The 26,946-nt window shown below is 72.6% G+C and carries 13 protein-coding genes; 4 read left to right on the plus strand and 9 right to left on the minus strand.

Annotated elements, in window-relative coordinates; all coding sequences use genetic code 11:
* Window positions 1-79 precede the first annotated feature (79 nt).
* The 4 genes from ABZ671_RS27685 to ABZ671_RS27700 all read right to left on the minus strand — a co-directional run bounded on the left by ABZ671_RS27685 (window position 80) and on the right by ABZ671_RS27700 (window position 6,185).
* Window positions 80-1,087 carry a serine hydrolase gene (locus tag ABZ671_RS27685; RefSeq protein WP_357863621.1) on the minus strand — a complete coding sequence of 336 codons (1,008 nt, stop codon included), beginning with the start codon at window positions 1,085-1,087 and terminating at the stop codon, window positions 80-82.
* 171 nt (window positions 1,088-1,258) lie between these two features.
* Window positions 1,259-2,086 (minus strand): DUF72 domain-containing protein, encoded by an 828-nt coding sequence (locus tag ABZ671_RS27690; protein WP_357863675.1) that lies wholly within the window; start codon window positions 2,084-2,086, stop codon window positions 1,259-1,261.
* Window positions 2,087-2,250: 164 nt separating this feature from the next.
* Window positions 2,251-4,407, minus strand: coding sequence for a discoidin domain-containing protein (locus ABZ671_RS27695; protein WP_357863624.1), 2,157 nt, complete (start codon window positions 4,405-4,407; stop codon window positions 2,251-2,253).
* A 5-nt stretch (window positions 4,408-4,412) separates the two neighbouring features.
* Window positions 4,413-6,185: a discoidin domain-containing protein gene (locus ABZ671_RS27700; protein ID WP_357863627.1), complete on the minus strand. Its 1,773-nt coding sequence runs from the start codon at window positions 6,183-6,185 to the stop codon at window positions 4,413-4,415.
* Between the two features lie 209 nt (window positions 6,186-6,394).
* Here ABZ671_RS27700 and ABZ671_RS27705 point away from each other — a divergent pair, with 209 nt between their 5' ends.
* Window positions 6,395-9,481 carry a discoidin domain-containing protein gene (locus ABZ671_RS27705; protein ID WP_357863630.1) on the plus strand — a complete coding sequence of 1,029 codons (3,087 nt, stop codon included), beginning with the start codon at window positions 6,395-6,397 and terminating at the stop codon, window positions 9,479-9,481.
* 102 nt (window positions 9,482-9,583) lie between these two features.
* Here ABZ671_RS27705 and ABZ671_RS27710 read toward each other — a convergent pair whose 3' ends face one another.
* Window positions 9,584-10,654 (minus strand): Ig-like domain-containing protein, encoded by a 1,071-nt coding sequence (locus tag ABZ671_RS27710; RefSeq protein WP_357863632.1) that lies wholly within the window; start codon window positions 10,652-10,654, stop codon window positions 9,584-9,586.
* A gap of 314 nt (window positions 10,655-10,968) precedes the next feature.
* Between ABZ671_RS27710 and ABZ671_RS27715 the strand changes: the two genes are divergently transcribed.
* Entirely contained in the window at window positions 10,969-12,264 is a 1,296-nt protein-coding gene (locus ABZ671_RS27715) for an MFS transporter (RefSeq protein ID WP_357863634.1), read from the plus strand.
* 90 nt (window positions 12,265-12,354) lie between these two features.
* Here the strand turns inward: ABZ671_RS27715 and ABZ671_RS27720 are convergent, their stop codons facing one another.
* The 4 genes from ABZ671_RS27720 to ABZ671_RS27735 are packed head-to-tail and all read right to left on the minus strand — an operon-like array spanning window position 12,355 to window position 22,749.
* Entirely contained in the window at window positions 12,355-12,603 is a 249-nt protein-coding gene (locus ABZ671_RS27720) for an acyl carrier protein (protein ID WP_357863638.1), read from the minus strand.
* Window positions 12,603-15,692 (minus strand): amino acid adenylation domain-containing protein, encoded by a 3,090-nt coding sequence (locus ABZ671_RS27725; RefSeq protein ID WP_357863641.1) that lies wholly within the window; start codon window positions 15,690-15,692, stop codon window positions 12,603-12,605. The genes ABZ671_RS27720 and ABZ671_RS27725 overlap by 1 nt, the downstream gene beginning before the upstream one ends.
* A 15-nt stretch (window positions 15,693-15,707) precedes the next feature.
* Window positions 15,708-17,213, minus strand: coding sequence for a long-chain fatty acid--CoA ligase (locus ABZ671_RS27730; protein WP_357863644.1), 1,506 nt, complete (start codon window positions 17,211-17,213; stop codon window positions 15,708-15,710).
* A 1-nt stretch (window position 17,214) separates the two neighbouring features.
* Entirely contained in the window at window positions 17,215-22,749 is a 5,535-nt protein-coding gene (locus ABZ671_RS27735) for an amino acid adenylation domain-containing protein (RefSeq protein ID WP_357863647.1), read from the minus strand.
* A 140-nt stretch (window positions 22,750-22,889) separates the two neighbouring features.
* On the opposite strand from ABZ671_RS27735, the gene ABZ671_RS27740 reads away from it, so the two are divergent.
* Together ABZ671_RS27740 and ABZ671_RS27745 are read left to right on the plus strand one after the other, a co-directional pair.
* Window positions 22,890-25,715 carry a condensation domain-containing protein gene (locus ABZ671_RS27740; protein WP_357863650.1) on the plus strand — a complete coding sequence of 942 codons (2,826 nt, stop codon included), beginning with the start codon at window positions 22,890-22,892 and terminating at the stop codon, window positions 25,713-25,715.
* Between the two features lie 195 nt (window positions 25,716-25,910).
* Window positions 25,911-26,903 (plus strand): hypothetical protein, encoded by a 993-nt coding sequence (locus tag ABZ671_RS27745; protein WP_357863654.1) that lies wholly within the window; start codon window positions 25,911-25,913, stop codon window positions 26,901-26,903.
* Window positions 26,904-26,946: the final 43 nt, after the last annotated feature.

A 26,946-nucleotide genomic window follows, 5' to 3' on the forward strand; every position in this document is an offset into this window, starting at 1 on the left:
GGCGGCCAAACGCCGCCACGACCCGGGGGAAGCCTTCCGCAACCACCTGTACAACTCGTACGCGCGCTGATGCGCTGAATCAGCCGCCGTTGGTCGGCCGGTAGCTGCGCGGCCGGTGAACCGGCGCGACGGGGCTGGTCACCCCACTCACCGCCGCCAGGAACTTCGGACCCATCGCTGCCCGGGCCTGTACCGCCGGGTGCGTGGCGCCGAAGTTGTCGGGGTCCGACTGCCCGTCGGCGAACATGACGTACGTCAGTACCGGGGCACCGGCTGGGTCGAAGATGATTCCGGCCTCGTGCCGGGCGTCGTCGAACCAGCCCGCCTTGGTGGCGACCCGGGCCCGCTCGTCAGAGGACATCGTGCGTCGGATCCCGTCGGTGAAGGCGATCGGGGAACGCAACAGGTTGAGCAGGAAGGTCGTGGAGGACGGCGAGAGCAGGGTGCCGGCGACCAGCGCCCGCAACAGGTTGTGGGTCTCCCGCGCGGTGCTGGTGCCAAGGTAGAAACGGTTCGGGTTGGCGACCGGTTCGACCTGAGTGTTGGGGAAGCCCTTGCCGACCAGGATCTGGTTGATCTCGGCGGCGGGGCAGACCAGGCCACAGAGTCGGACGGCGGTGTCGTCGGAGATGGTCAGCAGCGCGGCGAGCGCGTGCCCCAGCGTCACCGAACTCGGGTAGGCGCCGTCGAGACCGAAGATGCCGTCACCGCCCGGCACCACGATCGCCGCGGTGACCTCCACCCGCTGGTCCAGGGTCAGCAGCCCCCGGTCGACCTTGTCCAGCACCGCGACGGCCACGGCGATCTTGTTGACGCTGTACGCCTCGACGACCCGGTCGGCCCGCTCCTGCACCGCCGCCTGCGGCGCGCCGCCGACGCCCGCGACGCTGACGTACGAGTACCAGTTCCCGCCGGCCCGGATCTTCTCCCGCTGATACGCGTCGGCCACCCGGCTCGATGGGGAGCCGCCCTTCTCGCCCGACCCGCCACTCGCGCCGGCCGGTGCCCCCATGGCCGGATTCGTCAGCCCGAGTACGGCACCGGCGGTGGCCACCGTGCCGAGACCCAGCGCGGTCCTACGATTCAACCTGCTTGTCATGTCGTAAATCCCCGTTCCAACGGCCGATACGTCATCCGGCACCGGCGGGCGGACAGCCCACACGTCACGCGCCGAACCCTGCCCGTGCCGTCCGCCACAATAGGTGAAAGTGGATCACTCTGCTGTCCCTATAAGACGATCTAGCTGAGCTGGCGCGGCTCAGAACAGCGTCAACGGGCCAACCGGCGCCGGCTCGGGCAGCGGCTCGACGTCGGGCAGCCGCGTCCGGACCTCGTCGTGGAACCGGCGGGCCAACTCGGGGGCGTCCGCGTTGTCCGGGGTGTGCACGAACACCGTCGGCGAGCGACCGTCGCGCAGCCAGCCGGTCACCACGTCGAGCCACGGTCGCCAACCCTCGACCGTGTGGGCGGGGTCGTCCCGGCCGAGATACCGGACGATCGGCCGGTCGGTCAGCGCGTCGGTGCGCAACGGGATGCGCGGCTTCCTGGTCCACGCCTCCCGCTCCGCGTCGCTGGTCGGCGGGTTCCGGAAGAAGGCGGTGGTGTCGAACGGGATCCACTCCGCGTCGACCCGGCCGAGGGTCTCCTCCAACGCCCGCACCGCCCTCGGGTCGGCGAAGAACGCGGGATGGCGGACCTCGACGGCGTACCGGTGGGCGGCCGGCAGCCCGCGCAGGAAACGGGCGAGCGTGGGCACGTCGGCGGGGCCGAACGAGCCCGGCAGCTGGATCCAGAGGGCGTGGGCCCGTGACCCGAGGGGCTCGATCGCGTTCAGGAAGGGCCGGATCTCCTCGTCTGCGTCGGTGAGCCGGCGATCGTGCGTGACGACTTTCGGCAGCTTGAGCACGAACCGGAAGGTGGGGTCGGTCTGCCGGGCCCACGACGCCACGGTCTCGCGCGTTGGAGTCGCGTAGAAGGTGGTGTTTCCCTCGACCGCGGTGCACCAGCCGGCGTAGGCGCGCAGCCGCTCGTGCGCCGGCAGCGGATGGGCCAGGAAACGGCCCTGCCAGGACCGGTGCGTCCACATCGCGCACCCCACGTGCAGGCGCATCCGGCCCTCCCGTCGCTCGACCCTTCGGCGTGGAAGCTACGCCGCGCCCCTGGGAACGGTATCCGACCGGGGGATCGGATCCCGGACGCGCTCGGCGCCGGGCCCGTGCCGGGCGGGAGGCCCGCCCGGCACGGCTTCGGTCACTGGTAGACGTGGACGTAGTCGACGAGCATCTGGGCCGGGAGCGGCGTCGACGCGTCCGGCGGCCCCGGCCAGTCGCCGCCGACCGCCAGGTTGAGGATCAGGTAGAACGGGTGGTCGTAGACCCACGGCCCACGGGTCGCCTCCACGGTCTCCTTGCTCGCGTAGAAGACCTCCGTGCTGTCGACGAAGAAGCGCATCCCCTTGCTGTCCCACTCCACCGCGTACACGTGGTACCCGGCGGACAGGTCGACGGTCCAGACCTGTTCCTTGCCGTAGCCGCCGCCACCGTTGTATGCCGGCGCGTGCAGGGTGGTGTAACTGCGGTAGGTGTCGCGGCCGAGGATCTCCATGATGTCGATCTCGCCGTTGTACGGCCACGGGCGGCCCTGCAGGAAGTCGGCGCCCATCATCCAGAACGCCGGCCAGAACCCGTTGCCCTTGGGCACCTTGATCCGGGCCTCCACCCGGCCGTACTGGAAGTGGAACTTGTTGCTGGTGTTCATCCGGTGCGAGGTGTACGCCCGCCCGCCGGCCGTCTCCCGGCGGGCCTCCATGACGAGTTGACCGCTGCCGTTCATGGTGGCGTTGCCGTTGTCGGTGTAGTACTGCAGCTCGCCGTTCTGGCCGGTGCCCGGATCGACGGTCCACTTCGCCGGGTCAGGCTTGCTGCCGGCCGAGCCGTTGAACTCGTCGGCGAAGACGAGCCGGGTGGCGGGGAAGGTCGGGTCCGGTGGCACGGGCGGCGGCGCGGTCGGTGCGCCACCCGTGCCGTACACCTGGAACTCCCACAGCGAGTAGCCGTAGGCGCTGTTGCGGGCGGTGCCGTACATCCGCACGTAACGGCCGGTGCCGGTGACGTTCAAGGTCTGCTTGAACCCCTTGCTGGTGGTGGTGCTGTAGATGGTGGTCCAGGTGTTGGCGTCGTTCGACGTCTGGATCTGGTAGGCGGTCGCGTACGCCGGATCCCACTGCAGGACCACCCGGTGGATGGTCGCGGTGGCACCGAGATCGACGTAGATCCAACCCGGGTCGACCCAGCCGGTGGTGGCGCTGGTCGCCCATCGGGAGGCCGGGTCGAGGTCGAACGCCCGCGACGGGTAGCACTGCCAGCAGGCGCCGTCGTCCTGGTACGACGAGGCGAACGCCGGCTTGCCGTACGACAGCAGCCCGTCTCCGCCCGGCGGCGGGCTCGACGGCGGCGAGGTCGTGGGCGGCGAGCCGGCGGAGACGCGTACCGCGACCTCCCACAGCGACACCCCGTACTGCGTGGCGCGGGCGGTGGTGTAGACGCGCACGTAGCGGCCCGAGCCGGAGACGGTGAGCAACTGGGTGCCGCCGGTCGAGGTGGTGGTGCTGTAGACGGCCGTCCAGGTGGAGCCGTTGTCGGAGAGTTGGATCTGGTACGCCGTGGCGTACGCGGCCTCCCAGTTCAGGTCGACCCGGCAGACCGCGCGGGACGAGCCGAGGTCGACTTGGAGCCACTGCGGGTCGGCGGCGGCGCTGGACCAGCGGGTGCCGGTGTTGCCGTCAACGGCGGCCGACGCGGGGAAGCCGGCGTTCTGGATCGACGAGGCGGTGGCCGGGCGGTTCAACGCCGCGTTGCCGGTGGTGTCGCAGCCGGTGGCGTTGCTCGTGCCGTAGACGCGGAACTCCCACAGCGACACGCCGTACTGGGTGGCGCGGGCGGTGGTGTAAACACGGACGTATCGGCCCGAGCCGGACACGGTGAGCGTCTGGGTGCCGCCGGTCGAGGTGGTGGTGTTGTAAATGGTCGTCCAGGTGGAGCCGTTGGCGGAGACCTCGATCTGGTACGCCGTCGCGTAGGCGGCCTCCCAGCTCAGGGTGACCTGGGTGATGCTGGCGGTGGCCCCCAGGTCGACTTGGAGCCACTGCGGATCGGCGGCGGCACTGGACCAGCGGGTGCCGAGATCGCCGTCGACGGCGGCCGACGGTGAAAAGGCGGCACTCTCGACCGACGACGCGGTGGCCGGCCTGCCCTGCGACAGCAGCGGGTCGGCCGCGCCGGCGGCCGTGGTGACGGCCGCGACGAAGCCGGCGACCACGACGGCCACCAGGGCGAGGACGACGGCGAACCGCCGTCGGACGGACGCGGAGGGTGGAGGCTCGAGGGCCGGAACGGGCAGAGTAGTCATGGCGGTCACCAGCCCACGGCGACGAGCAGCCACTGCGGGTTGCCGGCCGAGACGAACGAGGACTGGTCGGCGTAGTCGTCGTACGGGAAGCCGTACGCCCGGCCGCTGATGGCGCGGTCGTGCCAGAACTTCGCGTAGTAGTTGGCCGGGGCCTGCTGGTAGAACAGGCTCGGGTCCGACCACTGGGCCCGGGGCAGGTGCGCGACGTGCCGGTTCAGGGCGGAACAGCCGGCCGGATCGCCGGCAAGCGGGCCCGCGCAGCCGAAAATGTCCGAGGTGGTTGCCGGCAGCCCGACCGAGGAGGCGTAGCCGCTCAGGTAGTTGGCGTACTGGCCGCCGGCGCGGAACTGCGGCGTGTTGCCCGGCGACGGGATGCGGTAGGGCGTCTGGATGGTGGCCAGGTGCTTGAATTCGGCCGGCATCGCGTCCGAGAACCGCTGGAACGTCACCGACCGGTCCTCGGCGAAGGTCGCCTCGTTCTCGCCGACGGAGACGTCGTACCCGGTGCGGGAGTGCAGCCGCATCGCCAGCTTCAACCCGAATGCGTCGACCCGGGTGGTGTTGCCGTTGAACTGGTTCGCCCCGACGGTGAACTCGATGAAGTCGCTGTACTGGCTGTTCGGCGAGCCGAGGTAGAAGTACATGCGGCCGGCCGTGTTCACGGGCATGTCGAAATACGGCTGCTCCGCGACCGAGTGTGACTGCCCGTTGTAGCTCCAGTAGACCTGGCTGTCGGGGTATTTGCCGTTGGTTCGGTTGAGGACCTTCACCATGAGCACGTTCTGGGCGGGGGGAATCGAGTTGGTGTCGCCCCAGAATCCGCCGGTGGGCGGCGGGGTCGTCGGGGGCGTTGTCGAGCCCGACGACGTGGTCCGCACCACGAACTCCCACAGGGAGTAGCCGTACGCCGTGGCTCGGGTCGTGCCGTACATCCGCACGTAGCGGCCGGTGCCGGTGACGGTGAGCGTCTGGGTGCCGCCGGTCCCGGTCGTGGTGCTGTAGATGGTGGTCCACGGTCCGTCGGCGGTGGCGGCGAGCTGGATCTGGAAGGCCCGTGCGTAGGCCGCCTCCCACTGCAGCACGACCTGGCAGAGCGTCTGCGTGCTACCCAGGTCGACGCGGAGCCACTGCGGGTCGGCGGCGGCGCTGGACCAGCGGGTGCCGGCGTTGCCGTCGACCGCGGCCGACGCGGGGAAGCCGGCGTTCTCGACCGACGAGGCGGCCGCCGGCCGGTTGAGCGCGGCGTTGCCCGTGCAGCCGGCGGAGACGGTCCCGTAGACCTTGAACTCCCACAGGGAGTAGCCGTACGCGGTGGCGCGGGTGGTGCCGTACATCCGCACGTAGCGGCCGGTGCCGGTGACGGTGAGCGTCTGGGTGCCGCCGGTCCCGGTCGTGGTGGTGTAGACGGTCGTCCAGGCGGAGCCGTCGGCGGAGACCTGGATCTGGAAGGCCCGCGCGTACGCGGCCTCCCAGACCAGTTGCACCTGGTCGATGGTGGCGGACGAGCCTAGGTCGATCTGTAGCCATTGGGGATCGCTGAAGGCGCTGGACCAGCGGGTGTCCGGGTTGCCGTCCACGGCGGCGGAGGCGGGTGTGTCGGCGTTCTCGGTGGACGAGGCGGTCGCGGGCCTGCCCTGGGAGAGCAGGGCGGACGCGGCCCCGGCGGGGGTGGACGCGGTCGCCGCCGCGTAGCCGGCGAGGAGCGCCAGGATGGCGGCGGCGGTGGTGAGGAGGCGGGCCGGCCGTTGCCGGCGATGGATCGGTGGAGCGGCGTTCATGGATGTCTCCTGCGGGGTGGTGTCCGGCGGAGAGCGCTCTGAGAGGAAGGGTCACCCTGGTCGCCGCTTCTGTCAAGGCGACCCGTCGCCGCTGCGGGAAGATCAGAACCGGACTTTCCCCGCTCCCTTGACTGATCGAAATAGCTCGATGACGCTGGTGATGAGCGCTCTCCGTCCACCGCCGCCACCAGCCGTTCGGGAGCCCCTCCATGCCGACGATCCCTCGGCCGTCATCACCCCGCCAGCGGCCCCGCCGCACCATCTCGATCGCGGCCCTCCTCGTGTTGCTCGCCGCCTGTCTGGCCGTACCCGCCCAGCCCGCCAGCGCCGCCGGGTCGCTGCTCTCGCAGGGGCGACCGACCACGGCGTCCTCCGTCGAACAGGCCGCCACCCCGGCCGCCGCCGCGACCGACGGCGACCTCGGCACCCGCTGGTCGAGTCAGTTCAGCGACCCCCAGTGGCTACAGATCGACCTGGGCTCGTCCGCCACCATCGACCAGGTGCAACTGGTCTGGGAGGCCGCGTATGCGCGGGCCTTCCAGATCCAGATCTCAGACAACGCGTCCGGCTCCTGGCAGACGATCTACAGCACCACCACCGGGACCGGTGGCACCCAGACGCTGGCCGTCGCCGGCACCGGCCGCTACGTGCGGATGTACGGCACCGCCCGCGCCACCGGCTACGGCTACTCGCTCTGGGAGTTCAAGGTCTACGGCACCACCGGCAGTTCGGGCCCGCCCCCCGGTGGCCAGCCGATCTCAGAGTTCAAGAAGGTCGCCGCGTCCTCCTGGGAGGGTGGCAACGCGCCCGCCGCCGCGGTCGACGGCCGGACGACCACCCGCTGGTCGAGCGAGTTCAGTGACCCGCAGTGGCTCAGCGTCGACTTCGGCGGTGTCGCCACGGTGAACCGGGTCGTCCTGAACTGGGAGGCCGCGTACGCCACCGGCTACCGGCTGGAGACATCCAACGACGGGAACACCTGGACGAGCATCTATTCCACCACCACCGGGCGCGGCGGCGTCGAGCAGCTCACCGTCGCCGGCACCGGCCGCTACCTGCGGTTCAACGGCACGGCTCGGGCCACCGGCTACGGCTACTCGCTCTGGGAGTTCCAGGTCTACGGCACCGTCGACAATGCGTCGGCCACGGCGCCCCTGCTCTCCGGCCCCACGAAGCCGCCCGGCACGCTCAACCAGTTCGCGCTGACCGCACCCACGGACGCCGCCATGATCACCACCACCCGCCGGCCTGCCCTCTCCTGGGCCGCCGTGGCCGGGGCCACCCGCTACCAGGTGTGGATCAACATCAGCCGCACCGACTACGACTTCACCGCGTCCGGCAACCTCATCGACCTCTACACCAAGGTCGCCGAGCCGACCGGTACCTCCTACACGCCGACCTGGGACCTGCCGGACCGCTGGACCTACAAGTGGTACGTCACCGCGATCGGCGCCACCACGACCACCTCGAACATCCGCCGGTTCAGCATCTATCTGCCCACCCTCGAAACCGTCGCCGACGGCGTCAACATCGTCGCCGGCAGCCGGGACCTCAACAAGAACGGCACCATCGAGCCGTACGAGGATTGGCGGCTGCCGGTCGAGACCCGGGTGAACGACCTCCTGAGCCGGATGACGGCCGAGGAGAAGGCGTACCAACTGTTCTACAACGCCCAGGCGTACCCGCGTTCGGGCTGGCACTTCGGCCCGGCGCAGGCGCAGGACCTGCACAGCCAGCTCCTCGCGGCGGCCGGCACCCGGCTGGGGATCCCGTTCGTCTCGGCGGGCGACACCATCCACGGCTACCAGACGACCTATCCCATGCAGAGCGCCCTGGCGGCCGCGAAGGACTATCCGCTGGACTACAAGCTCGGCGACCTGCAGCGGCGGGAACAGCTCGAGGTCGGCACGCGCGGGGTGCTCGGGCCGCTCGCCGAGGTCGGCACCAAGGTGATCTACCCGCGTATCCAGGAGGGCAACGGCGAGAACGCGCAGGTGGCCGCCGCCCAGGTGCGGGCGCTGGTCGCCGGGCTGCAGGGCGGCCCTGAGTTGAACCCCCAGTCGGTTCTCGCGACCGTGAAACACTGGCCCGGTGAAGGCGCCGGCGGCGAGGCGCTGATCGTTTACGACGCGGTCACCATCAAGTACCACCTGATCCCGTTCCGCGCGGCGATGGAGGCCGGTGCGGTCAACATCATGCCCGGGTACGCGGGCAGCTCCTACCTCGACCCGGGCGGACCGGGCGCCGGCGACAGCGCGCCGATCCTCGCGTACCTGCGCCAGAACCTCGGCTACCAGGGTCTGATCACCACCGACTGGCTGCCGTCCGGCTCGTGGGTCGGCGCGGCGAAGGCCGGATCCGACGTCATGGGCGGCGCGGACCCCGGGGCGGCCGGCTTCTCGATGGCCACCTTCACCGCGAACGTGCCGGCCGCGCGGATCGACGACGCGGTACGGCGGGTGCTGCGCATCAAGTTCCAGCTCGGCATCTTCGAGAGCCCGTACGGCGACCCGGTCAACGGCCCGTACCGGTTCCACCAGCCGGCCTACGCCGCGCTGGCCAACCAGGCGTCGCGCGAGGCGATGACGTTGCTGAAGAACGACGGTGGGGTGCTGCCGATCCGGCTGAGCCCCGGCGACAACATCGTGGTGGCCGGGCCACGGGCGGCCGACCCCGCCGGCTGCTGCGTCTGGACCAGCTTCTTCCATCAGGAGTACGGCTCGCAGACCATCCTGGACGCGATCCGGAGCCGGGCCACGAAGAACGGGGTGAACGTCTACCCGGGCGACGGGCCGAACCCGAAGCTGGCCGTCGTGGCGGTGGGGGAGTCCTCCTACACGCACGCCACCAACTGGCCCAAGGAACAGCCCTACCTGCCGCCGGACCAGCTCGCGCTGATCCAGAGCTTCCGGTCGCGGGGGATCCCGGTGGTCGTGGCGCTGGTCCTGCCCCGGCCGTACGTCATCACCGAATGGCGTGACCTGGCCAACGCCATCGTCGTCACCTACCGGGGTGGCGAGGAGATGGGCCCGGCGTTGGCGAGTCTGCTCTTCGGTGACTACACGCCGAGCGGCAAGCTGCCGTGGCAGCTGCCACGCAGCCCGGACCAGGTGCTCCGGCCCGGCGGCACCGACGTGCCGGCCGACGCCGTGGAGGCCTGGGACCTGCCGTACGACCTGGGGGCCACCGCGGCCGAACGCAACCAGATCAGGGCCAGCATCGACGCAGGCCAGCCACCGGCGACGACGTACGGTAACCCGCTCTATCCGTACGGTGCCGGACTGACGGGATTCTGAGCGATCGGTGTCAGCCCCCGGCGGCCGGGGCCGGTCCGCCTCTGGACCGGCCCCGGCCGCCCGACCGACTTCGAGCTCACTGGGCGGAGGTGATACCTCCGGTCACCACTTCTCCCACGGGATGGTCCAGTCACCCAGCCCGTCAGTGAGACTCAGCTGCTTAGGGGTGTTGCGCACGTCGACCACGTCACCGAGCCGGAACGTGTCGTAGAACCATCGGGCGTGGGCCGGCCCGACGTTGATGCAGCCGTGCGAGGTGTTCCGGTTACCGTGCGCGCCGATGTTCCAGTCCGCCATGTGCACGTACTCGCCGGAGTACGAGATCCGCAGACAGAGATTGATGACCTCGTCGTAGAAGTTGGGATCCTTGGGGTCCTTGATCCCGAAGCTCGCCGAGGTCATCCGGTGCGTCGGCTCGCGCGTCACCACCACATGCGGGCCGGAGCGGGTCCAGAAGTCGATGATTTCCCCGCTCGAGCCCGTGGTGGTGCCGCCCTTGCCCATGCTGATCGGGATGTCCCGCACCATCTTGCCGTCGATGTAGACCTTCATCCGCTTGGTGTTGGCGTCGGCGATGGCGATCCGGGACGGGCCGATGGTGAAGTTCGCGCTGGCGTTGGCGCCGCCATAGACACCCTTGCCGAGGTTCTGGCCGAAGAGGTTGACCTTCACCGAGATCTTCGTGCCCGGAGTCCAGTACTTCGCCGGCCGCCAGTGGGCGTTCTGGCCGTCGATCCAGCGCCAGCGCCCCTCGACGGCCGGCGTGGTCTCCACCACCATCGCCTTCTCGGCCGCGGCGCGGTTCTTGACCGGCTTGGCGAAGTTCACCATGACCGGCTGGCCGACCCCGTACGTGCCGCCGGACTGCAGGGCGGCCAGCGCGTTTGCCTGGAAGGTGACGGAAGCGACCCCGGACGGCTTGACCGTGCTGAAGCTGCTCTTGTGCTCGGTGAGCGCGCCGGCGGAGTCGGCTACCGACACGGTGACCGTGTAGGTCTTGCCGTAGGCCAGCTTGCCGGTCGACCGCCAGGTCTCGTCGTCGCCGAGCTTGCCGGCGACGGTCTTGCTCCCTGTGGCCACCGAGACGTCCTTCAGCGTGCCGCCCTCGGCCGCCACCACGATCTGGTCGAGCGGCGACACCTTCGTGGCATCGGCGGCCGGTGTGACGGTCACCCGCACCTCCTCCGCGGGCGGACTCGCCTCCTCCGCCGATCCGGGCTGCGACCACGCGGCATCGGATGAGGGCCCTTGCTTGCAACCTGCCGTCACCAGGCCGGCTGTGACGCCCAGGCTGGTGGCGATCAATTTTCGTCGACTGATCATGGCGTTCCTCTCCTCGGGGAGAGTACTTGCCCGCGGCGCGCGATGGGAGCCCGGTGCCGGATCGTTGTCAACGGCTGAGGTGAGACCCGGGCGCTGCGGGCTGCGCCCGACCTCGGCGCGATCCATTTCGGCGGTAACGTAGCCCTGTTTTGGATGGAGGCTGGATGTTCGCTCCGCTGCGATACGCCGCGTTCCGTTACCTGGCCGCCGGCCGGATGGTGAACACGCTGGGCAACGGGGTGGCTCCCATCGCGCTCGCCTTCGCCGTGCTCGACCTGACCGGCTCGGTAGGCGACCTGGGCCTGGTGGTGGGCGCGAGATCGCTGATGAATGTCCTGTTCGTGCTCTTCGGCGGGGTGGTGGCCGATCGGATCCCGCGCCGGGTGGTGCTCGTCGGCTCCAACCTGCTCGGTGCGCTGACCCAGGCGGCGGTGGCCGCCCTGGTGCTCACCGACACGGCGACGATCCCGCTGCTGCTGGCGCTGAGCGCGGCCAACGGCATCGTGAGCGCGCTGTCCCAGCCGGCTTCGGCCGCCGCGACGCCGCAGACCGTGCCGGCGGAGCTGATCCAGCCCGCGAGCGCGCTCATCCGGCTCGGCATGAACGCCAGCATGATCGGCGGCGCCGCCCTCGGTGGCCTCCTGGTGGCCGCCGTCGGACCCGGGTGGGGCCTCGGCATCGACGCGCTCACCTTCGCCGCCGCGGCCGTCGCGTTCACCGGCGTACGGGTCGCCGCCCCGCAGACAACGAGGACCGGCGCGAGCATCGTGGCCGACCTCCGGGAGGGCTGGACCGAGTTCACCGCGCGGGCCTGGGTCTGGGTGGTGGTGCTCGGCTTCATGATCCTCAACGCGGCGCTCGCCGGCGGCGTGAACGTGCTCGGCCCGGCGGTCGCGGACGAGACCATCGGCCGCAGCGCCTGGGGCGTGGTCCTGGCGGCGGAGACCGCCGGAATGGTCGTCGGCGGCCTGATCGCCCTGCGGATCCGGGTACGCCGGCTGCTGCTGCTCGGGGTGACCTGCATGTTCGCCGAGTCGTTCCTGCTGCTGGGGCTGGCCCTCGCGCCGACCATCGCCGTGCTGGTCACGGCGGGGGTCGCGGTCGGGCTGGCCGTCGAACAGTTCGCGGTGGCCTGGGAGACGTCGATCGCGCAGCACATCCCGGCCGACCGGCTGGCCCGCGTCTACTCGTACGACATGTTGGGGTCCTTCGTCGCCATCCCGCTCGGCCAGGTGGCGGTCGGGCCAGTCGCCGCGGCGATCGGCACCCGCGAGACCCTGCTCCTCCTCGCGGCGCTGGTGGTGCTCTCCGTCCTCGGCATGCTGGCCAGCCGAGACGTTCGGCGGCTCCGGGCCGGGAAGCCCGCCAGCGCCACCGGCCCGGCGCCGGTCGAATCGGCTGACCGCGAACCAGGTCATGCTGGTGCCACCGTGCCGGCCGAGCCAGCCGTCCGCGACTGATCCGTTCCGGCGGTGACCGTGAGCGCGGTGAACGCCGGGGCTCAGGATGGGGACGGCGGAGCCGGAACAGCCGCCGCCCCCGTCGACCGGTCAACCCTGGGCGGCTGCCAGCAACGCCACCAGGTCGTCGAGGGTGTCCAGCGGATGGCCGGGCCGATTCAGCTCGATCTCGACGCCGTACTCCAGTTCGATCGCGTCGACCAGGCGCAGCAGCCCGAGCGAGTCGACGCCGAGGGCGATCATGGAAGCACCGGCGAGCACGTCGACCGCCGACACCTCGCCTCCCGTGGCCTCGCTGACCAGCTCCGCGATCCGCTCGCGCAGTGCGGTGTCACCCATCAGAATTCCTTTCCGGACTGCCAGACGATCGCGGCGATCTCCGCGATGGTCGGGGTGTCGAAGAAGGCGTCGAGCGGCACCTCGACGCCGAGCCGCTGCTGGATCCGGCCGCTGATCCGGGTGATGGTCAGTGAGTGGCCGCCCAGGTCGAACAGGTCCTCGTGCACGCCGATGTCGGGGATCCGCAGCACCTCCTGCCAGATCAGCCGCAGCTGCGCCACCACCGGGTCGTCGTCGACGGGATCCGTGGCCGTTGCGCCCTCGACGGTGTCCCGGGACGCCGTCGAGGGCAGCGCGGCCCGGTCAACCTTGCCGTTCGGGCCCAGCGGCAGCCGGTCGAGCGCCACGAAGTCGGTCGGCAGCACGGCCTGGGGCAGGCTCAGCGCCAGGTGCCGGCGCAGCTCCGCCGGTTCCGGCGCGGTGCCCGTGGCGGCCACCACGTACGCGACGAGCCGGGGCTCGTCGGCGTCCGGGCGTAGCACCGTCGCCGCCGCGGCCACGCCGGGATGGTCGAGGAGTCGGGCGTCGATCTCACCCAGCTCGATCCGGTGGCCTCGGATCTTGACCTGGTCGTCGGTGCGGCCGAGGAAGTCGATCCGCCCGTCCGGCAGCCAACGGCAGCGGTCGCCGGTGCGGTAGAGCCGCTCACCGGGCCGCCCGAACGGGTCCGGCACGAACCGCTCGGCGGTGAGGTCGTCCCGCCCCAGGTAGCCGGCGGCCAGCCCGGCGCCGGCCAGGTACAGCTCGCCGGGCACCCCGACCGGCGCGGGCCGGCGCGCCTCGTCCAGCACGTACCCGCGCACGTTTGGCAGCGGCCGCCCGATCGTGACCTCGCCCGGGTCGGCGGAAAGGTCGGCCATCGTCGCGTACACGGTCGCCTCCGTCGGCCCGTACCCGTTGACCAGGCGGGCGGTGCGGGCGCGCAGGTCCCGGGCGAGGGCGACCGGCAGCGCCTCGCCGGCGGCGACCGCGACCAGCGGCTGCGGGGTGACCCCGGCGGTGCCCGGGGCGGGCGCGCCGAGGCCGGCCTCCAGCAGCACCCGCCAGCCCGACGGGGTGGCCTGGGCGTGGGTCACCCCGGCGTCGCGGATCAGCCGCAGCACGGCCGCGCCCTCCAAGGCGCTGACGGCCGACGCGACGACCACCCGACCGCCGGTGATCAGCGGCAGGAAGACCTCCACGGCGGAGATGTCGAACGACAGGGAGGTCAGCTGCAGCCAGCGGTGCCGGGGGTCGCTGTCCAACAGGTCCCGGACGCCCAGCAGCAGGTTGGCCAGCGCCCCGTGCCGCACCGCCACACCCTTGGGCCGGCCGGTCGAGCCGGAAGTGTAGAGCACGTATGCCAGGTCATCGGCCGCCGGCAAGCCGGCCGGCTCGCCCGGATCGGGGCCACCGAGAAGGTCGACCGAGTCGAGGGCCAGCGTGGGCCGGGCCGCCTGGGTCGCCGCGGACGTCACGATCAGCGCCGGGGCGGCGTCGGCGAGGACGAGTTCCTGCCGGGCCGGCGGGTGGCCGGGGTCGATCGGCAGGTACGCGGCGCGGCAGCGCAGCACCGCCAGCATGGCCACCACCGCCTGCCAGGACCGGTCGAGGGCGACCGCGACGAGCGTCCCGGGGCCGACGCCCCGCTGCCGTAGCAGCACGACGAGCCGCGCGGCGGCGGCGTCGAGCTGGGCGTAGCTCAGCGTCCGGTCGCCGTCGACCACGGCCGGCGCGTCCGGGTCGGCGGCGACGCGGGCGGCGAACAGGGCGGGCACGGTCGCCCCGGCGGGGTACGCCCGGGCGGTGTCGTTCCAGGCGCGGGTGACCCGGTCGAGCTCGTCGGCGGGCAGCACCGGCAGGTCCGCCACCGGCCGGTCGGGGTCGGCGACGGCGGCGGCCAGCATGGTGCGCAGGTGCCCGCCGATCCGGCGTACCGCGTCGGTGTCGATGGCCGCCGGGCTGTGCTGGAGGCTGACCGTGACGCCGGTGGGGGCGTCCACGATCTGCACGTGCAGGACGTTGCGGGCGGTACCGCTGAACAGCGTCCAGTCGACCGCGCTGTCCACCCCCGCAAAGACCGGCTCGGCCCCGCGCCGCCGGTAGCCGATGCTGATCGGGGTCAACGCCGGTGCGGGCCGCAGGCCGGACACCGCGTGGGCCAGCGGCACGGCCCGGTGTCGGTACGCCTCACGCAGCCGGGCCCGGACGGCGCGGGCATGCTCGCGGAACGTTCCGTCGGCCGGGTCGGCGGCGACGGGCAGCTCGTTGACGAACAGCCCGACCCGGTCGGCCTGGTCCGGGGTGCGGGTGGACAGGGCCACCCCGACGGGCGTGCCCCGGTTGCCGTACCGCGCGAGTACCGCGTGCAGCGCGGCGAACAGCAGCTCGAACCGGGTCACCCCGAGCGCCCGCGCGGCCCGCTCGACGCCGTCGACCAGGTCGGCGGGCAGGTCGACGGTCACGGCGACGCCCGGCTCCGCGCCGGTGGGCACCCGGCGCAGGCCGGGCAGCACGACGTCGCCGGCGCCGGACCAGTGTCGTGCCCAGTAGGCGCGGGCGGCGGGCAGGCCGACGGCGACACGCTGCTGTTCGGCCGCCGCGAGGCCCGCGTACCCGTCGGCGCGCGGCGCGGGGTCGATCTGGCCACCGCGCTCGGCGCTGTACGCGGCGGCCAGGTCCCGGACGAGCACGTCCTTGGACATCCCGTCGAAGGCCAGGTGGTGGGCGGTGACGAGCAGCAGGTACGCCCCGTCGGCGCCGGTCAGCAGGGTGAACCGGGCCAGCGGCCCGGCCCGCAGGTCGTGCGGACGGGCGATCTCCTCGGCGATCCGGGCATCGGTCAGCTCGCCGAAGGTGACCGCCGGACGGGTGTCGGCCGGCTCCAGCCGAGGGGTGCCCTCGTCGTCGGTGACGATCCGGGCGGCCAGGACCGGGTGCTGTTCGACCACCGCGGCGCACGCCGCGACGAGAGCCGGACGGTCGAGTTCGGCGGCGAACCGTACGCCCAGCGCCATGTGGTACGCCGTGCCGGCGACCCCGGCCTGCTCGGTGAACCAGACGGCGTGCTGCGCGTGTGTCGCCTCGGCGGTGCCCACATGTGCTCCCATGGTCGTGCTGATCGGTCAGTTGTCGAACAGGCTGGTGAGCTGCCGCTTGAGCACCTTGCCGCCCTCGTTGCGGGGCAGCTGGTCCAGCAGCAGGAGCCGGGCGGGCAGCTGGTAGTCGGCCAGCCGGTCGGCGAGGAAGCCGCGCAGCACCGGCAGGGTCAGCCCGTCCGGGCCGGCCGGCGGTCGGGGCACGACGGCGGCGGCCACCGCCGAGCCGAGCACCGGGTGCGGCACGCCGACGACGGCCGCCTCGGCGACCAAGGGGTGGTCGTGCAGCGCCGCCTCGACCTCGAGGGTGGACACCTTGAACGCGCCGGTCTTGATCACGTCCTGGTGCCGGTCGGTGAGGTACAGGTAGCCGTCGGCGTCGATGCGGCCCACGTCGCCCATCCGTACCCACCCGTCGCGGAAGGTGGCCCGGTTGGCCGCCTCGTCGCGGTAGTAGGCGCGGGGGTACGGGGCGCGCAGCCACACGTCGCCGGTCGTCCCGGCGGGCAGCGGGTTGCCGTCGGCGTCGGCGACCATCAGCCGGCCGCCGACCGGCCGGCCGACCGCGTCCCGCCGCGCCGGGTCGTAGATCATGGTGGTCTGCGCCGGGGCCGCCTCGGTGGAGGTGTAGTAGTTGACGATGGTGGCCTGCGGGAAGGCCGTGGCCAGCCGGGCCGCGACCGCCGGGGCCAGCGGCGCGGCGGTGGACCCGATCAGGTGTACGCCGGCGGTGTCCCGGCCGTGCAGCGCCCCGGAGTCGAGCAGCTCGACGGCGATGGACGGGACGACGAACACGGTCCCGGTGCCCGGCGCCTCGACCAGGCGGGCGAACCGGACCGGGGTGAAGCGGGGCAGGGTGAGCGCGGCGGCCTTCGCGGTGAGCGCGTTGAGCAGCATGGTCTGCCCGGCGTTGGTGCCGATGGCGAAGGCGTGCAGGAACCGTTCCGAGTGGGCCAGGGCCAGCCGGCGGGGGTGCTGGGGCGCGCCCGCGGTGAGGTTGGCGTGGCTGGCCGCCACGCCCTTGGGGCGGCCGGTCGTGCCGGAGGTGTAGAGGATCTGCGCCAGGTCGCCGGGGCGGGCGGCGGAGGCGTCGGCGGCGGCTTGGTCGGGCGGGGTGCCGGGTTTGGCGAGCAGGTCACCGTAGATCCACACCGGCAGGCCGGGCGGGACCGGCGGTACGGGGGTGTCGTCGCCGTGCACGACGGCGGCGGCCGCGCAGTGAGTCAGCGCGTGACCGAGCTGCCCGGCGGCGAGCCGGTCGGACAGCGGCACGGCGACGCCGCCGGCCCGCAGCACCCCGCAGTAGGCCACGGCGAACCGGGTCCAGTCGCGGGCGTTGAAGACCAGGCCGACGCGGTCGCCCCGACGCAGGCCTCTGCGCAGCAGCGCGTCGGCGACGGCGGCTGCGCCGGCGGACCACTCGGCGAAGGTCAGCGTCGCCACGCCGTGCACCTCGACCGCCACCCGCTCCGGATGCAGGGCGGTACGCCAGTCCAGCAGCTCGGGCACCGTCCGGGGGACTTCGATGGTCAACTCAACCCGCTTTCCGTCCGGCCGCGACGGTCCGCGCCCGGTGTTCCTCGGCGCCGGCCGTCCTGGCCCGGCGGTCCTCGATGCCGACCAGGTCGTCCGGCGGCGCGTCGGGCACCACGTCGTCGAACCGGGCGAGGACGGGCGTGGCCAGCGACACCAGCGCCGTCAGCGCGATCGACACCCCGAACAGCACGTACAGCAGCCCGTAGCCCCGACCGGGACCGACGCCGATCACCGCGCCCACGGTGTCGGCCAGCGCGCCGTCGGGCCGTAGCAGCGGCTCGACCATCCGGGCGGCGAACGGCGCGACCAGGCCCCAGCCCAACGGCAGGGTGGATTGGGCGACCATCTGGTTGAGCGCGAAGACCCGGCCGTGCAGCCGGGGCGGCACCTTGGTCTGGATGATCGTGTTGTAGACGCCGTTGACGATGCCCAGCGCCAGGTACATGCCGAACGCGCCGGCGCCGACGAGCAGCAGGTTCGGCCGCAGCCCGGTCAGCACGGCGGCCACGGCGATGCCGAGGGTGCCCAGCAGCACCGCCCGCATCCGGCGGTGCCGGGGACCGCCCCAGATCAGCATCACCAGGCCGCCGGTGGCCGCGCCGACCCCGCCGGTCAGCGCGACGTGCGCCACGTCGGCCAGGTCGGCGAAGCCGAGCACGAGCGGGGAGAGCAGGAACAGCGCGGGGAAGAGAAAGAAGTTCAGCGCGGCGAAGAACCCCAGCATGGCGCGGAACTCCCGGCGCCGCAGTGCGTAGCGCAGTCCGGCGACGATCTCCGCGCCGAGGCCCTCGCGGCGTTGCAGGGCCAGCGTGCGAGGGAATCGGACGAGCGCCAGCACCCCGATCGCGAACGCGTACGACGCCACGTCGAGGAGCAGGATGCCCCGCAGCCCGACGGCCTCCAGCAGCGCCACGGCGAGCAGCGGCACGGTGAACTGGGTGAGGCCCACGGCGGTCTGGGTGATCCCGTTGGCGTGGCCCAGGAAGCGTTTGGGCGCCAGTTGCGGCACCGCCGAGACGAACGCGAGGCGTTGGCAGGCCAGCGCCACGGACAGCCAGGCGACGAGCGGGTAGAAGTGCCACACCTGCGCCCGGTCGGCCAGCACCAGCCCGGCCATCACCAGGTTCGCGCCGCCGGCGGCACCGCCGGCGAGCAGCAGCACGCGCCGCCGGCTGGTACGGTCGATCAGCGCCCCGGCCAGCGGCGCGGCGAGCAGACCAGGCAGCAGGCCGAGCACGGCGAAGAGCGCGAACCGGGCGAGCGACCCGGTCTGGGTGTAAATCCACAATGGGATCGCGAAGGTGGTCAGCGCGGTACCCATGCCGGAGACGATCTGACCGGCCGCGACCAGGCCGAAGCGGCGCATGCTCGGCTCCGGCGCGGTGGCCGCCGGGGTCGGCGCGCCCGCCATCGGCTCGGCCGGCCGGTGGGAGACGCCGGCGAGCGCCGGGTCGACGGGCCGGTCGGAGACGCCGGCGAGCCGCCAGGCGGGCGCCACGGCGTCGGGCCCGGCCGGGACGGCCGGGGCGTCGAGCCGCCGGTGTACGCCGGTGACGATCTCGGCCAGCTCACCGGCCCGGTACTTGAGGAAGTAGTGGCCGCCCTCGTCGATCACGGCCAGCGCGGTGCGGTCGGTGAGGAAGTGCCACTCCCGGTAGCGTTCCTCGTGATAGTCGGTGCTGCGGTCGCGTTCGCCGACCACGGAGACGACCGGGGCGCGCAGCGGGTTGACCCGCTGGCGCATCAGCTCGGTGAAATAGTCCTCGGAGACCCGGGCGTCGTGCCGCATCGCGCGGATCAGGAAGCGGACCTCGTCGGGGGAGAGCGACCCGACGGCGGTGCCCTGCGCCTGCAGCCAGGTGCGGTAGATCCGGTCGCTGCGCAGGCGTTCGGCCAGCCGCAGCCGCAGCAGTGGGCCGAGCAGCCCGCTGGCGGGCCGGCCGAACGGGAAGACCGCGCCGAGGTACACCGCCAGCAGGTCCCGGCCGGCGGCCTCCAGTCGGCGAGCGACCTCCACCGCCAGCGCGCCGCCGGGGCCACAGTGTCCGTACAGGATCAGCGGGCCCGTCACCCGGGCCAGGATCTCTGCGGCGACGTCGGCGGCGACGTCCTCGATGGGCGCGGGTTCGTCGGCGATGCCGATGTCGTGCCCGGGCACGGCCACCGACAGCAGCCGGTAGCCGGGTGGCAGCGCATCGGCGAGGGGCTGGTACACCACCGCGCTGCCGCCGCCGTACGGGACGCAGACCAGGGTGGCGACCCGCTCGGCCTCGGGCACCGGCGGGGTCAGCTCGTACAGCAGCCCACCGGCCCCGGCATCGGCCCCCACGACGAGGCGGGCCAGCTCGCGTACGGTGCGGTGGCGGAACAGGTCCATCACGCTGACCGTCGTCGCGTCGTCGCCGGCGACGGTGGGCAGTTCCCGGCGCAGCCGGGCCACCACCTGGGTGGCCAGCAGGGAGTGCCCGCCCAGGTCGAAGAAGTCGTCGGTGGCGCCGACCTCGGTCACCCCGAGCACGGCCCGCCAGGTCTCGGCGATCAGGGTCTCCACCGGCCCGGCCGGCGCCACCCGCTCGCCGGTCGGCCCGTCGTCGGTCGGCTCGGGCAGGGCCCGCCGGTCCACCTTCCCGTGCTCCTGCAGCGGCAGCCGGTCCAGGCGTACCCAGCGGCTCGGAATCATGTGCTCGGGCAGCCGGTCGGCGAGGGCCCGGCGCAGCTCGGCTGGGTCGGGCACGACCGCGCCGGGCGTCGGCTCCAGGTAGGCCACCAGCCGGTCGCCGCGCAGCAGCACGGCGGCCTGCCGCACCCCGGGGCAGTCGCGCAGCGCGGCCTCGACCTCGCCCGGTTCGACCCGGTAGCCGCGGATCTTCACCTGGTGGTCGCGGCGGCCGAGGAACATCAGCTGTCCGTCGGAGCGCCAGCGGCCCAGGTCGCCGGTGCGGTAGAGCCGGGCCCCGGGTGGCCCGTACGGGTCGGGCACGAACCGCTCGGCGGTCAGGCCGGGCCGGTTCAGGTAGCCGCGGGCGAGCCGGTTCCCACCGAGGTACAGCTCCCCGGGCACCCCGACCGGCACCGGCCGCATCCGCTCGTCGAGCACGTACACCCGGGCGTGCGGCAGCGGCCGGCCGGTGGGCACCGGGCCGCTGCCCGGCCCGTCGGCCGTCACTTCGTACGTGGCGACGCCGACGGTGGCCTCGGTGGGGCCGTAGTGGTTGAACATCCGGGCCGGGCCGGTCGCCGCGAGCGGGGCGACCCGGGCCAGGTCGGACGCCTCGCCGCCGAGCACCAGCGCGCGGGCCGGCAGCAGGCCGTCGGGTTCGGTGTCGGCGGCTAGCGCCGTCAGGTGCGACGGCGTGATCTTCAGGTAGTCGATGCGATGGTCGCGTAGTCGCTGCGCGAGTTCGGCGCCGGTGCACCGGCGGGGCAGCAGGTGCACCGCGCCGCCGGTGGCCAGCGCCAGGTAGAAGACGGTGACGCTGAAGTCGAACGACATCGACTGCAGCAGCCCGTACCGGGCGGCCGGGGCGACCGCGAACCGGTCGGCCACCCCGTCCAGGTAGCGCAACACCTGCCGGTGCGCGACGGCCACCCCCTTCGGGGTGCCGGTGGAGCCGGAGGTGTAGATGACGTACGCGAGGTGCCCGCCGGTCGTCCCGGTCACGGGCGGGGTGTCGGGCCGGGCGGCGACCTCGGCGGCGATCTCGTCCAGGGCGGTCGCCGCCACCTCGGCGGGCAACCGGTCGCGCAGGTCGGAGCTGGTCAGCACCACGATCGGCAGGGCGTCGGCAAGCATCAGCCCCAGCCGGGCGGCGGGCTGTTCCGGGTCCAGCGGCAGGTACGCCCCGCCGGCCCGCAACACCCCGAGCAGCGTCACGGCCAGCTCGACCGACTGTTCCAGCAGCACCCCGACCAGCCGGTCCGGGCCGACGCCGCGGGCGCGCAGCCAGTGGGCGAGCCGGTTGGCCCGCCGGTCCAGCTCCCGGTAGCTGACCGTGTCCGGCCCACAGACCACGGCCGGGGCGTCGGGCGTGGCGGCGACGTGCGGACCGACGAGATCGGCCAGGGTGACCGCCGTGCCGGTGACTCCGGCGGCCGAGCCGTCGTGGTCGGGCCGGGCGAGGGCCAGCAGCCGGTCCCGTTCGCCCGCGTCGAGCAGGTCCAGGTCGGCGACGGGCAGGTCCGGCCGGGCGACCGCGGCGCGCAGCAGCGCCGTGAGGCTCTCCGCCAGCCGGCGTACGGTGGCCTCGTCGAACAGGTCGGTGTGGTAGACGAACATGCCGCGCAGGCCGTCGGCGGTCTCGCCGACGTACAGCGACAGGTCGAAACGGGCGGTAGCGGCATCTGTGCCGACGCCCTCGGCGCGCAGGTCCTCCGGCCACCGGCTGTCGCCGCGGGCGTAGTTCTGCAGCGCGAACAGCACCTGGAACACCGGGGCGCGGCTGACGTCCCGGGCGACGTTGAGCTCCTTGACCAGGCGTTCGAACGGGATCTCCTGGTAAGCCAGGGCGCGTACGACGGTGGTCCGGGTGCGCCGCAGCAGGTCCGCGAAGCTGGGCTCGGCACCCGCCGGCCCGACCGGGTGAATGTCGGCGCGCAGGGCCAGGGTGTTGACGAACAGGCCGATGAGGTTCTCCAGCTCCGGCACCATTCGCCCGGCGACGGGGGAGCCGATGGCGAAGTCCCGCTGGCCGCTGTGGCGGAACAGCACGGCCTGCAGACCGGTGAGAAGAGTCATGTAGAGGGTGGCCCGGTGGGCGCGGCTCAGCCGGCGCAGCCCGTCGGTGAGGTCGGCGTCGATGGTGAAGCGGTGGGTGTCGCCGGCGTACGTCTGCACGGCCGGGCGGGGCCGGTCGGTGGGCAGTTCCAGCGGGGGCACGCCGGCGAGCGCGGTGGCCCAGTAGGCGAAGCCGTCTCCGGTGGCCGGCCCGTCGAGCCGGTTCCGCTGCCAGGCGGCGTAGTCCGCGTAGGTGGTCGCCGGGGCCGGGGGCGGCAGACCCCCGTCGCGTAGGGCGGCGTACGTGGCGGCGACCTCACCGAGAAGCAGGTCCAGCGTCCAGCCGTCGCTGATGATGTGGTGCATCGCGAGGTGCAGGATGTGGTCCTCGTCGGACCGCCGGACGACCAGCACCCGCAACAGGGGAGCGACGCCGAGGCCGAACGGGGTGTGGACGCTGACCGCCACCAGCTCGTGGGCGTCGGGCTCGGCTGGCGCGGCGGTGACGGTGACCGGCACCCGCACCTCGGGCAGCACCTCCACCACGGGTTCGCCGTCGGCGTTCTCGGTGAACCGCATGCGCAGGCTGTCGTGCCGGGCGGCGGTGGCGTCGAGGGCGGCGCGCAGCAGGTCGACGTCCAGCGGCCCACGCAGCCGCACGGTGGCGTGGACGACGTACGCGGCGGTGCCGGGGGTGAGCTGCTCGGTGAACCAGATCCGTTCCTGCCCGAATGACAGCCGAGGATTTCCGGTGCTGCGGGAAATGGTCGAATTCGGCGGGATGGGGGCGGCCCGCGTCGGTACGTCAACGTTGGTCACGCGGTGCCTTCTCACTACGGTGGCGTACGGAAGCCAGTAGTGTGCACGCCGCGCACGAGGTGCTGGATCGGCTGAATGGTCCACTATGGAGAACACGATCGAGCGAACTGGCGCCGAACGGTTTCGTCGTACGGTCGGGAATGCGATTCGCTGACGTGGTGGTGCCCGCCGAATGGGCCTCGGAGACCCTTGTCCACGCCGAGTTCTCCGGTGCGGGGGCCGGGTCCGCGCCGCTGACCTGGGCCCAACAGGTGATGTGGCGATCTATCGCCCGGTACGGCTCGAACCACGTCTTCCTCAACCTGCGGCGTACGGTGCCGGTGTCCGCGCGGGCCGGCGCGGACGTGACCGCCGTGGCCCGGGCGGTGGGCGCGCTGATGAGCCGGCACGGGTCGTTGCGCACCCGCGTCCGGGAGGTCGACGGCGAGCCGCGCCAGGAAACGGCGACGGCCGGAGTGCTGCCGCTGCTGGTCCGCGCGGGCGCGGGCGACGGCGCCGAGGCCGCCCGGGCCGCCGCCGGCAACCTCGGCGACGTGGCGTTCGACCACGCCGAGGAGTGGCCGCTGCGCGTCGCGCTGGTGACGGTTGACGACCGGGTACGGCAGATCGTGGTGGTGTTCAGTCACTCCACCGTGGACGCGCACGCCGCCGAGGTGGTGTTGCGGGACCTGCGGCTGATCCTGCTGCGCGGTGGCCTGCCGGCACCGCCCGGCCCCCAGTCGGTGGACGTGGCCCGGTTGCAGCACGGGCCCGACGGGGGCCGTTCGGAGCGGGCGGTGGCGTACTGGCTGCGGGAGCTCGGCCGACTGCCGTCCGAGCCGTGGTCCCCGACCGGCCCGGGGCTGGAGCCGCCGCTGCGCCGTGGGGTGCTGGTCTCCTCGGCCGCCGACACGGCCGCCCGGCTGATCGCCGTCCGGCATCGGGTCAGCGTCTCCGCAGTGCTGCTGGCCGGCGTGACGGCGCTGGCCGCCGGCGGCACCGAGCGACGGATCTGCGGCCTATTTCCGATGGCGCACAACCGGTTCCGCGCCGGGTACGCGAATGCTGTCGCGAATCTCGGCCAGATCGGTTTCGGTGTGCTGGATTTGGCGGGACGCCCCGATTTCACCGAACTGCTGTCCCGTGTCTGGACGACCTCGCTGGACGGCCTGCGGCACGCCTATTACAATCCTTCGGCGCTGCGCCGCGCATTCGAGGAACTGGGCGTCGACCAGGCTTCGGCGTTTCTGCCGCACTACTATTTCAACGATGTCCGGCTGCCCGTCGGCGGGCCTGACCCGGTGCCGGCGGCGACCCGGGGCGAGCTGCGGGCCGCCATGGCGGGCAGCACCTTTTCCTGGACCGCCGGGCTGAACCAGGCGGCCTGGCACCTGCTGACCCATGTGGTCGACGAGCCGGCCGGGCTGGGTGTCACGCTCACTGTCGACACCCGGCACGTCGCGCTGGACACCGTCGAGCCGTTCCTGCGCGGGCTGGAGGAGTTGCTGGTGGAGGCGGCCTTCGCCGAGGTGCCCTGGCCGTGGTCGCCCGCCGGCGGGGCATCCGTGGCCGCTCCCGTCCCGGTGACGCCTGCGGGCGTCGAGGAGGTGGCGTACGCGCAGTTCCATGGTGGACGGGCCGCGAGCGGGCCGCTGACCTGGGGGCAGCGGGCGATGTGGCGGACCGGCGAGGAGTTCGAGTCCCCCGCCACGTACCGGGTGCTGAGCCTGCCCCGTACCTTGGCCGTCCCCGTACGGGCCGACGTGGCCGTGCCGAGGGCGCTGCGGGCGGTCGGCGCGCTGGTCGCCCGACACGAGTCGCTGCGCACCCGGATTCGTCAGCGGGACGGGGAGCTGCACCAGGAGGCGGCGGCAACGGGTCGGCTGCCCGTCCTCGTGCACGCGGTGCCGCGACCGCGGGACGACCCCGACGGCCGGTCCGCCGCGGCGGACCTGGCCGCGCGGCTCGACGAGAGGCGCTTCGACCTCGTCGCCGAGTGGCCGCTGCGGGTCGCGCTGGTGACCGTGGCCGACCGGGTACGGCAGGTCGTGGTGGTGTTCAGCCACTCCACCGTCGACTTCCACACCGCCGAGACCGTGCTGCGTGATCTGCGGATGCTGCTGCGCGGGTCACTGGACACCCCGCCCGGTCTTCAGTCGCTGGATCTCGCCGAGCGGGAGCGCCGCGCCGAGGTGCGACGCTCGGAGCGAGCGGTGGCGTACTGGGTCCGGCAGCTCGCCTGCCTCACGGCGAGCCTGGCCGACCCGGCCGGGCCCGGCGCGGCACCCCGTCACCGGCGCGGTGCGCTGGTCTCTCCGGCGGTCCACCACGCGGCGCGGTTGGTCGCGACCCGGCACGGAGTCACCACCGCCACCGTCCTGCTGGCGGCGACCGTCGCCGTCACGAGCGCGGCGCGCACCCGGGACAGCTGCGGGGTGATCGTCATGGCGAACAACCGTTTCCAGCCCGGGTACGACCTCGCGGTCGGCACGCTCAACCAGATCGGGCTCTGCCGGCTCGATTTGGCCGACCAGCCCGGCTTCGCCGAGTTGCTGTCCCGCGCCCGGCGTGCGGCGCTGGACGCCTATCGGCACGCCTACTACGACCCGACCGCGCTGGAGCGCGCCCTCACCGACCTGGGCCACGACCACCGGACCGCCCTGGCACCGTTCTGCTATCTCAACGACGTCCGGTCCTCGCCCGACGTTGGCATCGGCGCCGCGGGCCCGGACGAGGCCGCACTGCGGGCGATGGCGGCCCGCGGCGCGTTCCGCTGGCTGCCGGAGCTGGCGGGGTTTCCCTGGCGTTGCCGCCTCCAGGTGTTCGACGCCCCGGGTGCGGTCGAGCTGGTCGTCACCGCCGACACCCGTTACCTCCCAGCGGAGCGGGCCGAGCGGCTCCTACGGGATGTCGAGGCGTTACTGGTCGAAGCGGCCTTCCACGACGTGCCCTGGCCGTGGTCGCCCAATTCGTCAATCTCGATATAGGGCGGCATTCTCGCATCGGCGGCGCTTGTCGTGTTCGTCGCTCCTGACGCCATCTGGCGGTGACCGGTCCCGGTGCATCAAGCGCGTGGCAGCGCACTCCTGAACACCGTCATCGCCGTCGACCCGGTGCGACAAGGCCGGGCCGGTGGTCCCCGAACGATGGGAGAGCCTGTTATGGGCAAGGTAGGGAGACGCGTGCTGGCCGCGCTCACCGGCGCGGCGCTGGCCGCCCTGCTGACGGTCACCTCGGCCGGCGCGGCGCAGCCGCAGGAGAAGACCGCTGCGGCGGCCCGCACCGACGTCTACATCCGGGACGTCGCCGCCGACGTCGGCCTCCAGCCGCACTCGTACGACCCGCTGTGGCAGAGCCCCGACATCAAGGTCTGCCACACCGCCGTCGAGTGCGCCGTCAGCCAGAACCCGATCGTCGGCGTCACCAACTACATCTTCGTGAAGCTGCGTAACCCCGGCCCGTACGGCTCGGGCACCTCCACCGGCGTGCTGAAGGTCTACCGGACGACGCCGGGCGGCGGTGCGGTCTGGCCGACACACTGGACCCAGATCGGCGCGACGAGCGTGATCGCCCCCGCGGGCACCACGACGGTGACCATCCCGTGGACCGGGGTGCCCGGGCCCGGGCACTTCTGTCTGCTGGCCCGGTGGGAGTCCCCGACCGACCCGATGAACTTCGAAGGGCCGGACATCGGCATCAACACCCGCTACAACAACAACATCGCCTGGCGCAACGTCGACTCGGTGCGGTTCATCCTGGGCGGCCCGCCGATTATCCGGCCGTTCGCCATCGGCAACTCGCTCGCCGTGCCGACGAAGAACGACCTGGTCTTCACCCAGCCCAAGGAGGGCGGACTCCAGAGCATCGGCGGTCGGGTCGTGGTCGACCTCGGCCAGACCCTCTTCGAGCGCTGGCAGGCCGGCGGCAAGGTCGGCACGGGCGTGCGTGAGGTGGGCAAGACCCAACTGGAGATCGTGGACCTGAGCAAGGGTAGCCTCGGCAACCTGCTGCTGAATCCCGGTGAGCGGATCGAGTTCTCGCTGCTCTTCTCGGCCGCCGCCGCCACTGACCGGGAGTTCGCGCTCGACGTGACCCAGTTCGGCCCCGACACCAGCGGGGCCCAGCGGACCGATCTCGGTGGTGTGGAATATCTGATCAGCGCAGGGAAGGACTGATCCGCCATGCGGGGTCGCGGCCCTTTCGGCTCGCGACCCCGTC

Source organism: Micromonospora sp. NPDC006766 (assembly GCF_040636055.1).
GTDB lineage: Bacteria > Actinomycetota > Actinomycetes > Mycobacteriales > Micromonosporaceae > Micromonospora.